Below are 14,646 nucleotides of genomic sequence, written 5' to 3'. Positions count from 1 at the left end.
GCCGCCTGACTGTATCATAGTCCGGCAAGCGTCAAGGTTGATACATCCTATCCATCTGTAATCCATCGACAATCATGTGGATGGCGATGGTTAGGAACTGTCAACCGCGGATGACGGCCCAAGCGAAGCCGAATGAGGGGCACGGCAAAGCCGCACCCCTCTTTCTTCATTACATCGTGGAGCCGGCCGAGAACTTCGAGCGGATTTCTTCGCGCTCTGCGTCCGGAGCAGCAACCAGGCCGTAGTTGGCGAGCGGGGAATCCGGGCCGATCATCTCGTCGGAAACGAAGAACTCGACATATTCCTTAAGGCCCGGGATAACGCCCAGGTGAGCCTTCTTCACGTAGAAGAACAGCGGGCGGGAAACCGGGTACTTGCCGCTGGCAACGGTTTCGGTGGACGGAACGACGCCCGAAACGGTCGCGACCTTCAGACGGTCAGCGTTGTTTTCATAGAAAGCGAGGCCGAAAACGCCGAGGCCGGTCTTGTTGGCGTCGATACGGGCGAGCGTTTCGGTGTAGTCGCCGTCGATGTCGACTGCAGCGCCGTCCTTGCGGACTGCAACGCACTTGGCAGCAGCCTGCTTGGCGTCGGTGACAATCTTCTTGATGGCGTCGGTGGCGCCGGCTTCCTTGCAGCCGTCAGCCATGATCTTCTCTTCGAAGACTTCGCGCGTGCCGTGCTTGGAGCCCGGGATGTAAGCGGCGATAGCGACGTCAGGCAGTTCCTTGTTGATTTCCGACCACTTCTTGTAGGGGTTGGCAACGAGCTTGCCGTCCTTGACGATCTCAGCGGCGAGAGCGAGGTAAAGGTCCTTCGGCTCGAGCTTGATGTCCTTGTTGGAAGAATCCATCGCAAAGACGATACCGTCGTAGCCGATCTTCACTTCCTGAACGTCGGCAACGCCAGCAGCCTTACAGGCGGCCAGTTCGTCGCTCTTGATCTTGCGCGAAGCGTTTGCGATGTCGATGGTGCCTTCGCCGACGCCCGAGCAGAACGCCTTCAGACCGCCGCCCGTGCCGCCGGACTCAACAACCGGAGCCTTGAAGTTCGGGAAGGTTTCGGCAAAGGTCTCGGCAACGATCTTGGCGTAAGGCAGAACCGTGGAGGAACCGGCAACCTGGATCTGGTCGCGAGCAGCGGCGGCGCCAGCGAAGGCGACAGAAGCCACCAGAGCTGCTGCGGAAAATTTAACGATGTTCATTTGTCTCTCCCGTCGTGGGCTTTGTTGTGGACGCAGCCGATAGCGACACTCGCTCTTAGCTTGCGCTCGGCGACCTTTTCTTAACCACCGTAGCCCCATCCTTTTATGTCACTTTGACGAAAGATTTGTGACAATCTAAATTATTGATTTTATTTACAAATATCCACGACATTAAAAGCAGATGCATATTTTATGTCAGAATCTCACGGTGAAGTCCGTGCCGCTGCCCAATTCCGATTTAATGATGAGGCGGGCGCGGTGGCGGGTGAGGATGTGCTTGACGATGGCAAGCCCGAGACCCGTGCCCTTTTTCGAGCGGCTGTCGGCGACGCTGACACGATAAAAACGCTCCGTCAGGCGCGGTACGTGCTCGGCGGGAATACCCGGCCCCTTGTCGATGACGCTCACCTCCACCGGCTTGCCGGGTTCGGCCCGCAGCCAGACATCCACGACCTTGCCTTCCTGGCCGTATTTGCAAGCATTTTCAACGAGGTTCTGGAATACCTGCACCAACTCGTCGCGGTCCCCCTGCACCTCTGCCGGCCGGTCGGGCAGGTGCAGCGTGATGGTCACATCCAGCTCGTCGGCAAGCGGCAGCAGGGTATCGCGCACATGGCCGATGACGGGAACGAGATCGACCTTCTGGTCGGGCGCGATGTTGGCCCGCAATTCCAGCCGTGACAGGGACATGAGATCGTCCACCAGCCTGCTCATGCGGGTTGCCTGATCCAGCATGATGGCGAGGAAACGTTCCTGCGCCTTCGGGTCGTTGCGCGCCGGCCCCTGCATGGTTTCGATGAAACCGCGCAGCGAGGCGAGTGGTGTGCGCAATTCATGGCTGGCATTGGCGACGAAGTCGCTGCGCATGCGGTCGATGCGGCGAAGCTCCGAAACGTCGCGGAACGACAGGATGTAGAATGGCGGACCTGCCCCCTCTCCCATATCCGCACGGGCGATGCGGACGATGAAGACCCGTTCGGAAGGGAAGCGCTCCGAATGTTCGACCTGGTTGGGCTGGCCGGTGGTGATGGTTTCGCGAATGACATCCAAAAGGCCGGGAGAGCGCAACCGGGCGGAAATATGCGCCCCGGCGGGCAACTGGCCGAAGGCGCGCTCGGCCGCGCCGTTCTGAAACAGCACGCTGGCGTTCCTGTCGAGAATGAAAACGGGGGTATCCAGAACCGCGAGGCCCGCCCTTACGCCGGAAATGACGCTTTCGCCGGGCACTTCTTGCTCATCTGCGTCCGCAGCCGGGCTGCCGTCCTTTGCGGGAGCCGCCGCCGGCCCCTCCCGAGCAGCGAGGATGGCAATGACGGCGCAAAGCCACAGGGCGGCGGGCATATAGGGCGTGTTGAGCTCCGCAACGGCCACGATGGCGAGCATGCTGACGATGAGAACGGGCAACCAGTTTCGGCCGAGCTTCCTTCCCAAACGCCTTAATCCACCATCGCCTTCCATGACTGCCATTTCAGCCTGCTCTTTCCACTTTCATCTGACAGCGCATCGAAATCTCATAGGCCAGCTTCATGACAGAGATTCATCATCGCGCATTTTCCACAACGTATATGCGCAAAATCGACGCCGCAATCGCTGCGGCCGCCGCACCCCGGTCAAGCCGTCCTGTTTCACTTGAATTCTGGCAATGGATGTGAACTCATTGGCGTCGAGTTGCCTTTACACAACAACAGCCGGAGGAAACCATGGGCGAAGAAACGAAGAAGCGGACAGTCGATATCACCATTGGCGGCAAACTGCGCAGCTTCGACATCGACGATCCGGTTCTTCCTGACTGGGTTGAGGAAAAGAAACTTTCCGCAGGCAATTTTCCCTACGACAAGAAGATGAAGCGGGAAGACTATGACACTGCCCTTGAGGCGCTGCAGGTGGAGCTGGTCAAGGTGCAGTTCTGGCTGCAGACCACCGGCAAAAGGGTCATGGCGGTTTTCGAGGGCCGCGATGCGGCGGGCAAGGGCGGGGCGATCTTCGCGACCCGGGCCTATCTCAACCCACGCTATGCCCGCGTGGTGGCGCTGACCAAACCGACGGAAACCGAACGCGGCCAATGGTATTTCCAGCGCTATATCTCTCATTTTCCGACCGCCGGCGAATTCGTTCTCTTCGACCGCTCGTGGTATAACCGCGCAGGCGTAGAGCCGGTCATGGGTTTCTGCACACCGGAAGAACACAAGCGTTTCCTCAAGGAAACGCCGCGTCTGGAAAAGATGCTGGTCCATGAGGACGTTCATCTGTTCAAATTCTGGCTCGACATCGGCCGCGAAACGCAGATCGAACGCTTCCATGACCGCCGCCACAGCCCGCTGAAATGCTGGAAGCTTTCGGATATGGACATAGCGGCGCTGACGAAATGGGACGACTACACACAGAAGCGCGACGAAATGCTGGAAAAGACCCACACCGACGCCGCCCCGTGGACGGTGGTGCGCGCCAACGACAAGCGCCGCGCGCGAGTGAACCTCATCCGTCACATTCTTCTTGCGCTCGACTATGAGGGCAAGGACAAAAAGGCAATCGGCGAAATCGACGACAAGATTTTGGGATCGGGGCCGGATTTTCTCAAATAGGACCGGAAGACGCTGACAGGCGCCTCCATTCGAGACGCCTGTTTTCCCTTACTGGCCCGGCAGAATGCGCACGGAATAAAGATTGACCGGGCGGCCGCTGCCATCGATGTCGCTGTTGATGAAGATCCTGCCCGGCGCATTGGGGGCGAGAGATCGTTCGAATGTCGTGTTCAGCAGCATGTCCGCGCGCTCGGCCGTGGCGGTGAAGCGGTGGCGGGAGCAATCGCCCAATGTCGCGAAATCGCAGGCGACGGACACCTGGGTCTGCCGGTCGCTGGAGGATTGCAGCGTGATCGAAATGGTCGAGGACTTACCCGCCATATCCCGCATCACCTCCACCGGAACCTCGACGCTGACGGCGCCATCCTGCGAGACACTTCTCGAGGTCACCTTTATCGCCTTGCCGGCGGGTGTGGCGATGTTTTCGACATTGGCGCGCGGGCCGGCCGAAACACCGGAACTGCCACGCTCCGCATTGAAGACTTCCACCCAGTCGTCGGAAAAACCACGGCCGGCGGAAAGGCTCGGCGCGGGCTCCGTCCCGTTGAAATCCTCCGCCTGCACCTGCGCCGGCGGATTGGGCACGCTGGTATCGCGCTGCTCCGGCGAGAGCAGGAGGCCTGAGGAATAGACCCACCAGGCGCCGAAACCGATAAAGGCCAGAAGCGTCACGTAGATGAAAAGCCGGGCGAAAAGCCCCCGGTGCTTGCGGCGGCCAACCGCGCCTTCCGGACGGAAGGCAAGCGAGGAGTCGCCCGTGCGGGAGCTTCTCTTCGGTGGCTTGCCATTGCGCTGCCCCGCACTCAGCGGCGCCGGAGCAGCGGCGCCGCCCGGCCGCACATCGCGCGTTTCACCACGGAGCTCCGGTTCAACACCCATATCGCCGTGATGGGACGGCTGCGAAACGGGGTCGACGGAGTGATCGTCCTGCGCCGGACTTTCCGGTGCGGGCGGGCGCAATTGCTGCTCCACCCTGTCCAGAAGCCGGTTGCGCTCTTCATTCTCGATCTGGTGGATCAGGCCTTCAAGCCGCTGGCGCTGCTGGGACACCACCTGCGGATCGTCTATGCCCTGCTTGCGCAGGCCCGCTTCCAGTGCCTGGCGGGAGGATTGGTAAATCCGTGCACGAACTTCGGCGTTCGATCTGTCCGATTTTTCCAGAGCATTTCTGATTGCCGTTTCCAGTCCGCTCACGACCGATCCTTGTTCTATTGCGCTTTGCAAAAAATATGCGGCGCTGCGCCATGGGTTCACGATTCGGTAACGGCTATACCGCCCCTCCGCAAGCATCGTTTGTGATAAAGACCGGATTGCCTTGGGGAAAATCAATTCATTGTGGCGCTACGAACGCAGATTCGAGAGGCGAATGCCACGCTGTTTTCGCTTTCAATCTGCTCCTGAACGCGATATTGACTTACGTGCGCGTAAACGTAATTCGTGGGAGGAGACATGCTACCGTCCGTGCTGAAAGACAATCTGCGTCTTCCGGTCATAGCATCACCGCTATTCATCATTTCACATCCGCAGCTGACGCTAGCGCAATGCAAGGCCGGCGTCATCGGCGCTTTCCCGGCACTCAATGCGCGGCCCGAAAGCCAGCTCGACGAGTGGTTGGCAATGATCACCGAGGAGCTTGACGCTCACAACCGGGCCAATCCCGAGCGCCCGGCGGCGCCCTTCGCGGTCAACCAGATCGTGCACATGTCCAACCGGCGGCTGGAGCATGACCTCGGCCTTTGCGTGAAATACAAGGTGCCGGTGGTGATTTCCTCGCTTGGCGCGGTGCCGGAAGTCAATGCGGCCGTGCATTCCTATGGCGGCATCGTGCTGCATGACATCATCAACGACCGCCATGCCCGCTCCGCCATTCGCAAGGGCGCGGATGGGCTCATCGCGGTGGCGACGGGTGCCGGCGGACATGCGGGCACGCTTTCGCCCTTCGCCCTCGTTCAGGAAATTCGCGAATGGTTCGACGGCCCGCTGCTGCTGGCCGGCGCCATCGCCAATGGCGGCTCCATTCTCGCGGCGCAGGCCATGGGCGCGGATATGGCCTATATCGGCTCCCCCTTCATCGCCACCGAGGAAGCGCGCGCTTCCGAAGGCTACAAGCAGGCGATTGTGGACGCGCAGGCCAAGGATATAGTCTATTCCAACTATTTCACGGGCGTACACGGAAACTACCTGAAAAGCTCGATCGTCGCCTCCGGCATGGACCCCGACAATCTGCCCGAAGCCGATCCCTCGAAAATGGACTTCGAAACGGTCTCCGGCGGCGCCAAGGCCTGGAAAGACATATGGGGCGCGGGGCAAGGCATCGGCGCCGTCAAGGCGGTGGAACCGGTGGCGGCGCTCGTCGATCGCCTGGCAAATGAATATGAAACGGCCAAAAAGCGCATCTGCGGGAAAGGCTGAAGGCTCCGGTAAACAATGGACAGGCAAAGCTTTTTGCGGAAATTTCAAAACCAGCACATTCAAGGCTTGAAATCCGTCAGCATTGCCTGTATCAGCCCGCCATGAAGCTGATCCGCAACAAACGGGTCACAATCGGGCCGCTTTAGCTCAGTTGGTAGAGCACGTCATTCGTAATGACGGGGTCACGTGTTCGAGTCACGTAAGCGGCACCATTTTCCCAAATCCCAATCAACTTCAAAATTGCCAATCATTGCCTTGGGCGGCCTTATGGAGCGTCGTCGCAACGTGATGGCCCTCGATATGACATCTCTATCTTGCCGCTGAATTGAACCGCCGCTTGCCTGTTCAGGTCCGGTTAAGAGCGCTTGCCTCAGGGTATTCGCCAATGGAACCGCGGACTTCATCACGCGATTGAGTCCGTTATTGGGAGCAGAAATCATGAAGCTATTGAGCGCAGCAATTTGTCTGGTGTCGCTAGGCGTTCTAACCGGATGCGTCGATGATCCCGGCTATCGCACCGGGGGCTACTATACGACCGGTGTGTACTATCGATCTTATGATCGCGACCGCTACTACCGGGATTACGACCGCCGTTACTGGGGAGAACGAAGAGAGTGGCGGGATCGACGCGACAGGGACCGGGGCCAGGACCGGAGCGTAAGCGAATGGCGCAATCGGCCACAGCCGCCACAGCCCCGGACGGAGCCTAGCAGCGGAGGTCGCCGCGATGTACGCAACGCACCGGTCATATTGCCGAATGGTCGGGCAATTTATCCGGACTGACCGAAGCGATTGGCTTTCTCAGCCCCATCATAGATTTTGATAGTCTGTGTTTTCCCTTGTATTATCAAGGCGGCGGTGTTTTTGCGGCCTCCGAAAATTAAACCCGACGCCTGTTAGTCACCGTAAAAGACGGTCACTTGAAACCAAACCGCCCACCACACGTTCTCCGGCAGGTCATAAACAACTGGAAAGCCTGTCATCGTGGACGTCATTCGTATCCTGATCGCCATCATCCTTCCGCCCGTCGGCGTGTTTCTTCAGGTCGGGCTCGGCCTGCATTTCTGGCTGAATATTCTCCTGACGCTGTGCGGTTATGTTCCCGGCATTATCCACGCGATCTGGGTGATCCTGCGGAGGTGACATCCGCTCTCACCGGCGATGGGACGTCCGCAACATTTTAGTACGTGATTAAATTCTCATTGGCTTCTGGAACCTCGTCTTCTCCCTCACGTTATGGTGATGACACCAGCCAAGGAGAAAATCATGAATCAGATCATCTACATCGTCGGCCTCGTCGTCATCGTTCTGGCGATCCTGTCGTTTTTCGGCTTCCGTTGATCCCCGTTGTCAATTCGATCGCTTGCGCATATCCTAAGCAGCAGTGACACACGACTGCGTTCATGGGTTGCTTCGCTGTCGGGTGTATTTCGGGATCGCGTTGCTCTGGGAGGTGCACGATGAAGAACGAGAGATGGACAGAGCCTGTCGAGGTCAATCTCGAGGCGAATGGCAAGAGTGTCATCGCCGGCCCCTTCGAAGCGTTGACATTATTGACCGAAGGCTGGCCCAAAATTGGCGGATTGAGCTTCGTGAGAGCGAGAAGCGCCTGCCGTGCCGCCCTTGACGGACGTAAATCGCCCGAAGAAGCGCGTAAGTGCTTCACAGACGCGGTTTCCGAGATGCAGAAAAACCCGCATTGACGCACCCAAAAGAAAACGGCTCCTGAAAAGGAGCCGTTTTTTTATTTGCAACGCTTTCGGTGATCAAACAGCCGGAAGCGCTTTTCCTTGGCCTTACATCCAATAGGGTGCGACGCCGTAATAATCGTAGACCTTGCGGTCCTTGGCGTTCAGCAGGTCGTTATCATCGAGATTGGCGAAGTGCGGCGCGTTTTCGATCTCTTCCTTGGTGAGATCGATGCGGTAGCCGTCGAGTTCTTCGTCGTAATGCAGCTTTTCCCAGGGCAGCGGATAATAGTCGTCACCGATGCCGAGGAAGCCGCCAAAGCTCAAGACCGCATAGGCCACGCGCCCGCCGCGCTTTTCCAGAATGATGCGCTGGATCGAGCCGATATGCTTGCTGTCGGCGCCGTAGACGCGCGTGCCTTCCACCTTGTCGCTGGCGATCAGGCTCGGCGTATCCTTGACATAGGGGTCCTGTCCGGCGCGGGGTTCCTGATGCATCATGTGCCTTTCCTCCTTGATTTTCCTCGTTTGTGTCACGTCTGGTAAACCCCTCGACGGACAATTCGTTCCGCGGCGTTTCAGGTGCTTCGGCGGGAATTTTTTTGAAGGAGAATGGAACGAAAACGCGTCTTTATTGGCGGATTTTCTGCCAGACGGAGGGAGAAACACCGACCATCTTGCGAAAGACGCGAGAGAAATGCGCCTGATCCGAAAAACCGGCGGCAATGGCGATGTCGGTCAGCGCCATGTCGGTCCGCATCATCAGTTCCTTGACGCGATCGATGCGCGCCTGCATCTGCCATTGGTGGGGCGGCACGCCGGTGGAGGCCTTGAAGGCATGGCTGAAATGCGATTGCGACAGGTTGGTGAGTTCCGCAAGTTCCTCCAGCCGGATCGACCGCAGGCAATGTTCGCGGATGTAATCCGTCGCCGCCCTCAACTGCCAGGCGGCGAGCTTGCTGCGTTTTTTGACCGGCTCCCGCTTCACTTTCAGGAAATCCGTTAATAGCGCCAGCACGAGGCTTTCGCCATAAAGGTCATGCAGCGGATCGGGATTATCACATTCGGCGGCAATCAATCGCGCCAGCGCCAGCAGGCGCTCATCCTCGAACATCAGATGCGGATCGAGCAGGCTGTGCGGATCGAAGCCCTGCACCAGCCGCGCGCCCAGCAATCCCGCATCGAAATGCAGATCGAGGTGGCGCACGAAGGAGACGTTGCTCAGTTCGGCATGCACATCCAGATCGGCAGGCACGAAGGAAATACGGTTCGCCTTGGACGAACCGTAATTGTCGCGGCGGCAGCGGTTCATCATGAACCGGCCGTCATCCGTCCCGTCCATGTCCAGCAGGAAAACGAAACGCGGATCCTTGCCGACATAACGGCCGCCCGCCTTCGGGGCGCAACGCACATCCCAGAGATCGGCGACGATGCCGTTCCACACCCGCGAGCGCGGGCCGCCGATGACGGCAAAGCCCTCGATCTCATTTTCCATCCGCACGCGGAAAGCCATGGCCTCTCGATCCCGCAGGGCGCCATGGCGCCACTATAAACATGATAAATCTATTCATGTTTATAGTGGCAAACTGCTTTCCCCGCAACTGCCGGCCTTCGGCCAAGCCTTACCACTTCTTGGAAAGCTTGAAGGTGACGGTGCGGCTATCGCCCCAGCCGCAGACGGAGACGCCGGCGCAGCTCTTCACATATTCCTTGTCGAAGACATTGGCGACGTTGATCGATGCGGTCCAGTCGTTCTTCTCGTAGCGGATTGCAGCGTCGAAGACGGCGGCATCCGGAACACGCAGCGTATTTGCCTCATCCGCCCAGGATTTGCCCTGATACCTAACGCCGCCGCCGAGGCTGAGACCTTCCAGCGCGTCTGTGGTAAAGGCATAGTCCAGCCACAGCGAGGCGGTGTGGGCAGGCACGATCCATGGCGATTTGCCGATAAGGTTAGGATTGGCGTCGCGGGTAATCTCCAGATCCGTATAGGAATAAGAGGCGAGCGCCTTCCAGTTGTCGGTGAGATTGGCCTTGGCCTCCAGCTCGAAGCCGGTGGATTCCACCTGCCCGAACTGACCGCTCGTGGTCACGCCGCCGGCCGTATAGGAAACGATGGCATTGTCCTTGACCAGCTTGAAGACGGAGGCGGTGATGCTGCCGTCGAAGAAGGTCGGCTCATATTTGATACCGGCCTCGAACTGGTGTCCCTCTTCCGGCGAAGCGGGAGTGCCATCCGCAAGCGTATCGATGAGCGGATTGAAGAAAGTGGCCGCCGAGACATAGGGTGTCAGGCCATTGTCGAATTCATAGGCGAGACCGGCGCGGCCGCTCAGCGCATCGTCATTGGAGCGGCGGGAGAGACCCGCAGGGAGCCTATTGTTCAGCTCGGTGTCGACATAGTCGTAACGGCCGTTCAGCGTGACCAGCCAGCCATCGCCGAAGCGCAGCTGGTCCTGCGCGTAGATGCCGATCTGCTGCTGGGTCACGATATTGTCGGCATAGACGAAATTCGTTCCCTGCGTCGAGCCATAGACCGGGTTGAGCGCACCGATTGCATTCGATCCGCAGCAGGCCTGCACCTGGTCCAGCCGGTAATATTTATAGTCGAGACCGAAGAGCAGAGAGTGATTGACCGCGCCGGTATCGAACTGGCCTTCGACCCGGTTATCCACGCCGAAACTGTCGACTTTCGACACGCCATCGTAACCGAAGCGAGTCAACATATAGTCGTTGGTGGTGGCATCGAGGATCGGCTGGCCGTTTGCATCTGTATTGGCCCAGCCGCCGGCATAGGGTCCGGTCTCATGCTTGTAGAGGTGGCCATAGCGGGCGTTCTGGCTGATCTTCCAGCCATTGTCGAATTCATGGCTGACCTCGTAACCCACCATGGACTGGTAGACGCGGCCATTGTCGATATCCGGCTCGCCATAAAAGGCCTTGCGGTCGAGCTTGCCGAAGGGCGCGTCGACCACGGTGCCGACATAAGGCAGGAAGCCGTTGCCGATATGAACCTGATCGAGCGCCGAGAAATAACCGTAAAGCGTGGCACTTGTCTGCGCGTCCGGCTCGAAGGTGATCTGCGGCATGATGAAGCCGCGCAAATCCTCGGAATAATCGGTGTAATTGTCGCCGCCGGAGACCTTGCCGGTGACGCGGTATTTCCACACGCCTTCACCATCGACCTTGTCGCCGAGATCGAAACCGAAGAAGGCATTGCCGAAATTATTGATGCCGATTTCCGTTTCGCGCACCGGCTCATCCTGCGTGCGCTTGCGGACCATCTGCACAATACCGCCGGGATTGGCGCCGCCATAAAGCACCGAGGCAGGGCCTTTCAGAACTTCCACGCGCTCCAGACCGTAGGCATCCATCTGGAAACCGCCGAAACCGTAGCTGAACAGGTTCAGACCATCCAGAAACACGCCGGTCTGGGTGGCCTGAAAACCGCGAATATAAATCCAGTCCGTATCCGGGTCGGTGCCGAAGGGCTCCGCCGTCACACCGGGGGTATAACGCAGTACCTCGTCGATTTTCGTCACTGCGCCGCGGTCATCCATTTCCTGGCGGCCGACGACCGATACGGATTGCGGAATATCCCTGGTTTCCGTCTCGGTTTTCGAACCGGTCGCACTTTTCTTCGCGACATAACCCCGGACCGGACCTGTCGCGTTTTCCGCGCCCTGCCCTTCAACGGTAATCTGCTGCAGAACGGTCGTGTCCTGCGCGTGGCCCATCGCTGGCGCCAGCAAAACAACGGCGGCCGTGCCCAAAGCCAGACGGCTCAAAAACATCCCATGCAAATTTTTCAAGATATGCCCCGAAACAGATCGCAGCCGATGTCCAAATTCGACAGGCCGCGGCACCTCAATTAAGCTGAGTATTTACATCAGGATTAAGGCAGGATGCTTGTCGTTTTCTGGCGGGATTTGAAGCTTATTGGCCTCTCGCACAGTTTTGCGCCCGTCATTTATCGGACAGGGCTTCGATATCAGCCCTTGCGCCGGCCGATCCTTGCAAGCTGCATGACCGGAAGCATGCCGATGACGACGATTGCCAGCGCTGCGATTGCCGCCTCCTCATAGGTGCCGCGCGCCGCTTCGCCATAAAGATGGGTAGCGAAGGTTTCGAAATTCAGCGGCCTCAACAGAAGCGTGGCGGGAAGCTCCTTGACGCAATCGACAAAGATCAGCAGCGCCGCTGCCGCAAGCGACGCCTTGGATAGCGGCAGATGAATCTGGCGGAATGTCTGCGTCGCGGATCGTCCGAGCGTTCGCGAGGCGTGATCGAAGGATTGCGGTATGCGGCTGAGGCCGGCATCCACACCGCCCGCCGCAATGGTGAGGAAACGCGCCGAATAGGCATAGATCAGCGCCGCACCGCTGCCGATGAAGATGAGGCCGGTAGAGATGCCGAACCAGTCACGCATGGTCTGGTCGACAAACCGGTCGAAGCCGCCAAGCGCGATCAGCACGCCGATGGCGATGACCGTGCCGGGGGCCGCATATCCGACCGTCGAAAGCCGGTAGGACCAGAGCGAGAGACGCCCCGGTGCAAGACGCATGGCGTAGGCAACCGCAAGGCCGAGGATCAGGGTGATAACCGTCGCCAGGCCGGCAAAGACGATGGTGTTCAGAGCTTCATCGGCAAAGCGGGCGGAGAGGCCGCTGAAACGGAACCGTTTCCATGCCTCGATGACGAGATAGCTGGCCGGCGCCACAAAGCCGATCAGGACCGGCAGGCCGCCGAGTACGAAAGCGGCCCAGCCCTTCAGGCCGTTGAGTCGCAGCGGCTCCAGTTCCCTGCTTTTCTGCGCCGAAACCGCATAACGCTGCTTGCGCCGCGCCCAGCGCTCAAGCGCCACGAGGGCGACAACGATGAACAGCATGGAAAGCGCGATCTGCGCCGCACCCGGCAGGTCGGATTTCGTGACCCAGGTGGTGTAGACGGAAACGGTGAGCGTGCGGACGCCCAGAAACTCCGATGCGCCTATATCATTCAGCGCTTCCATCAGGGCAAGGCTGATGCCGACCGCAATCGCCGGGCGCGCCAGCGGCACCGCCACCTTGAAGAAGGCCGCGCGTCTGGAAACGCCGAGCGTTCGTGCCGCTTCCAGCAGGTTGCCCGCCTGCGTCAGGAACATGGCGCGCACGGGAATATAGACATAGGGAAACAGCACGAAGCCGAGAAGGACGATGCAGCCCGTCATGGACCTTATGTCCGGCAGACGAAATTCGCGCGGGCTGGAATAACCGAGCAGCCAGCGGATCGCGCCCTGCACCGGTCCGATGGGATGCAGAATATCCAGATAGGCGTAAGCGACGATATAGGTGGGCATGGCCAGCGGCAGCAGCAGCGCCCATTCCAATATTTTGCGGCCGGGAAAATCATAGGCGGTGACCAACCAGGCGGCATAGGTTCCGACGACACCGGCCAGCAGCCCGACCCCGGCGAGAAGGATCGCCGTATCCGGAAGCGCCGTCCAGAGCACGGTCGAGCCGAGATGCGCCCACAGGCCTTCAGAACCCTGCAACGCCTGCGATACAAGCGCCAGAACCGGCACCATAGCGCCGCAGACCGCCAGCACGGAGAGGCACAGCCACCAGAAGGAGGATGAAAACCTGGCTCGGGCACGAGGTGTCAGTGGCTGGATGGCGTCTGGATTCATGTGCTTTCAGAAAATACGCGGAAAGGCGCCCGCAGATGCGAACGCCTTCCACCAAGTTATCGCTGATTGGCCTTTACTTGTCGAAACCGACCTTGTCGACCAGCTCGCTCGCCTGCTTGCGGTGCGAGACGATTTCCGTCAGCGGCTTGTTATCGATCTTCAGCGTGCCGAAGGAAGCGATGATCTCGTTGAGAGCCGCACCCTGCTTGACCGGATATTCGTAGTTGGCTTCAGCATAGATCTTCTGGGCTTCGTCGGAGACGAGATATTCCAGCAGCTTGACGGCTTCCGCCTTGTTCGGTGCATTCTTGGCCACGGCAGCGCCGCTGATATTGACCTGCGTGCCGCCATTCTTGAAGGTCGGCAGAACGACCTTGATGGCGTCGCCCCACTTCACCTGCTCCTCGCCGCCCTTGCCCGAGCGCATCAGGCCGACATAATAGGAGTTGGCGATGCCGATATCGCAAATGCCGCCGAGGATGTCCTTGGCGACATCGCGGTCGCCGCCGCCTGCCTTGCGGGCCAGGTTTTCCTTGACGCCGGCAAGCCACTTCTCGGTGTCCGCAGCGCCGTAATGGGCGATGTAGTCGGCAAAGAGCGCCGTGTTATAGGGGTGCTGGCCGGCGCGAATGCAGACCTTGCCCTTCCACTTCGCATCCGCCAGATCTTCATAGTTGAAGGAGGCGAGATCGACATCCTTCGCCGCATAAAGAACGCGGGCGCGCATGGAGAGCGCGAACCAATGGCCCTTGGCATCACGAAGTTCAGCCGGGATAGCCTTGGTCAAGGTTTCGGATTCGACCGCCTGGGTGACACCCTTTTCAGCGAGATCGACGAGGTTGCCGGCATCCACCGTCATCAGAACGTCGGCAGGCGAGCTTGCGCCCTCGCTCAGAACGCGCTCGGCAAGACCGTCCTTCAGGAACACGGTGTTGACCTTGACGCCGCTCGAGGCGGTGAAGGATTCCAGAAGCGGCTGGATCAGGCCCGGTTCGCGGGTGGTGTAGATGTTGAGTTCCGCAGCGCTGGCCGTTCCGGCTGCAAAGGCAACCGTGCTGGCAAGCAGGGCAAATCTGGTAAATTTCGTCATGT

12 protein-coding genes and 1 tRNA gene are annotated in these 14,646 nt (G+C 59.2%); 5 read left to right on the top strand and 8 right to left on the bottom strand.

Going from position 1 to position 14,646, the window contains the following annotated elements; all coding sequences use genetic code 11:
* Positions 1-169 precede the first annotated feature (169 nt).
* Both L901_RS18570 and phoR read right to left on the bottom strand, forming a co-directional pair.
* The gene (locus tag L901_RS18570) at positions 170-1,204 is read right to left on the bottom strand and encodes a substrate-binding domain-containing protein (protein ID WP_035265067.1); all 1,035 of its coding nucleotides are present in this window, start codon (positions 1,202-1,204) and stop codon (positions 170-172) included.
* Positions 1,205-1,399: 195 nt separating this feature from the next.
* On the bottom strand, positions 1,400-2,671 hold the full coding sequence (phoR, locus tag L901_RS18565) for a phosphate regulon sensor histidine kinase PhoR (RefSeq protein ID WP_035265064.1): 1,272 nt from the start codon (positions 2,669-2,671) through the stop codon (positions 1,400-1,402).
* Positions 2,672-2,904: 233 nt separating this feature from the next.
* Between phoR and ppk2 the strand changes: the two genes are divergently transcribed.
* Positions 2,905-3,786 carry a polyphosphate kinase 2 gene (gene ppk2, locus L901_RS18560; protein ID WP_059759426.1) on the top strand — a complete coding sequence of 294 codons (882 nt, stop codon included), beginning with the start codon at positions 2,905-2,907 and terminating at the stop codon, positions 3,784-3,786.
* 48 nt (positions 3,787-3,834) lie between these two features.
* On the opposite strand, the gene L901_RS18555 is transcribed toward ppk2, so the two are convergent.
* Positions 3,835-4,980, bottom strand: coding sequence for a hypothetical protein (locus L901_RS18555; RefSeq protein WP_059759423.1), 1,146 nt, complete (start codon positions 4,978-4,980; stop codon positions 3,835-3,837).
* A gap of 255 nt (positions 4,981-5,235) precedes the next feature.
* Here L901_RS18555 and L901_RS18550 point away from each other — a divergent pair, with 255 nt between their 5' ends.
* The 4 genes from L901_RS18550 to L901_RS18540 all read left to right on the top strand — a co-directional run bounded on the left by L901_RS18550 (position 5,236) and on the right by L901_RS18540 (position 7,901).
* A complete protein-coding gene (locus tag L901_RS18550) occupies positions 5,236-6,198 on the top strand; it encodes a nitronate monooxygenase family protein (RefSeq protein WP_059759420.1) in 963 nt (320 codons plus the stop codon).
* 136 nt (positions 6,199-6,334) lie between these two features.
* Positions 6,335-6,410, top strand: a tRNA-Thr gene (locus L901_RS18545).
* A 772-nt stretch (positions 6,411-7,182) separates the two neighbouring features.
* A complete protein-coding gene (locus L901_RS26450) occupies positions 7,183-7,341 on the top strand; it encodes a YqaE/Pmp3 family membrane protein (RefSeq protein ID WP_020811433.1) in 159 nt (52 codons plus the stop codon).
* A gap of 317 nt (positions 7,342-7,658) precedes the next feature.
* Positions 7,659-7,901, top strand: coding sequence for a DUF982 domain-containing protein (locus tag L901_RS18540; RefSeq protein WP_003519998.1), 243 nt, complete (start codon positions 7,659-7,661; stop codon positions 7,899-7,901).
* A gap of 93 nt (positions 7,902-7,994) precedes the next feature.
* Here the strand turns inward: L901_RS18540 and L901_RS18535 are convergent, their stop codons facing one another.
* The 5 genes from L901_RS18535 to L901_RS18515 form a co-directional block, all read right to left on the bottom strand.
* The gene (locus tag L901_RS18535) at positions 7,995-8,387 is read right to left on the bottom strand and encodes a PRC-barrel domain-containing protein (RefSeq protein WP_020810556.1); all 393 of its coding nucleotides are present in this window, start codon (positions 8,385-8,387) and stop codon (positions 7,995-7,997) included.
* Positions 8,388-8,517: 130 nt separating this feature from the next.
* Positions 8,518-9,399: an AraC family transcriptional regulator gene (locus L901_RS18530; RefSeq protein ID WP_020810555.1), complete on the bottom strand. Its 882-nt coding sequence runs from the start codon at positions 9,397-9,399 to the stop codon at positions 8,518-8,520.
* 109 nt (positions 9,400-9,508) lie between these two features.
* On the bottom strand, positions 9,509-11,698 hold the full coding sequence (locus tag L901_RS18525) for a TonB-dependent siderophore receptor (RefSeq protein ID WP_082710705.1): 2,190 nt from the start codon (positions 11,696-11,698) through the stop codon (positions 9,509-9,511).
* A 179-nt stretch (positions 11,699-11,877) separates the two neighbouring features.
* Positions 11,878-13,554 carry an iron ABC transporter permease gene (locus tag L901_RS18520; RefSeq protein WP_020810553.1) on the bottom strand — a complete coding sequence of 559 codons (1,677 nt, stop codon included), beginning with the start codon at positions 13,552-13,554 and terminating at the stop codon, positions 11,878-11,880.
* A 73-nt stretch (positions 13,555-13,627) separates the two neighbouring features.
* Positions 13,628-14,644, bottom strand: a complete 1,017-nt coding sequence (locus L901_RS18515; protein ID WP_003503602.1) for an extracellular solute-binding protein — start codon at positions 14,642-14,644, stop codon at positions 13,628-13,630.
* Positions 14,645-14,646 lie beyond the last annotated feature (2 nt).

It is taken from the genome of Agrobacterium sp. D14, from assembly GCF_001526505.1.
In the GTDB taxonomy this organism is placed as follows: Bacteria; Pseudomonadota; Alphaproteobacteria; order Rhizobiales; family Rhizobiaceae; genus Agrobacterium; species Agrobacterium leguminum.
The sequence above is the reverse complement of the archived record's forward strand: the minus strand, read 5'-3'. Positions and strand labels throughout refer to the sequence as shown.

Coding starts and splice junctions, on each gene's coding strand:
- L901_RS18570 (WP_035265067.1), bottom strand. CDS start 1,204: ATGAACATCGTTAAATTTTCCGCAGCAGCTCTGGTGGCTTCTGTCGCC.
- phoR (WP_035265064.1), bottom strand. CDS start 2,671: ATGGCAGTCATGGAAGGCGATGGTGGATTAAGGCGTTTGGGAAGGAAG.
- ppk2 (WP_059759426.1), top strand. CDS start 2,905: ATGGGCGAAGAAACGAAGAAGCGGACAGTCGATATCACCATTGGCGGC.
- L901_RS18550 (WP_059759420.1), top strand. CDS start 5,236: ATGCTACCGTCCGTGCTGAAAGACAATCTGCGTCTTCCGGTCATAGCA.
- L901_RS18540 (WP_003519998.1), top strand. CDS start 7,659: ATGAAGAACGAGAGATGGACAGAGCCTGTCGAGGTCAATCTCGAGGCG.
- L901_RS18535 (WP_020810556.1), bottom strand. CDS start 8,387: ATGATGCATCAGGAACCCCGCGCCGGACAGGACCCCTATGTCAAGGAT.
- L901_RS18530 (WP_020810555.1), bottom strand. CDS start 9,399: ATGGCTTTCCGCGTGCGGATGGAAAATGAGATCGAGGGCTTTGCCGTC.
- L901_RS18520 (WP_020810553.1), bottom strand. CDS start 13,554: ATGAATCCAGACGCCATCCAGCCACTGACACCTCGTGCCCGAGCCAGG.
- L901_RS18515 (WP_003503602.1), bottom strand. CDS start 14,644: ATGACGAAATTTACCAGATTTGCCCTGCTTGCCAGCACGGTTGCCTTT.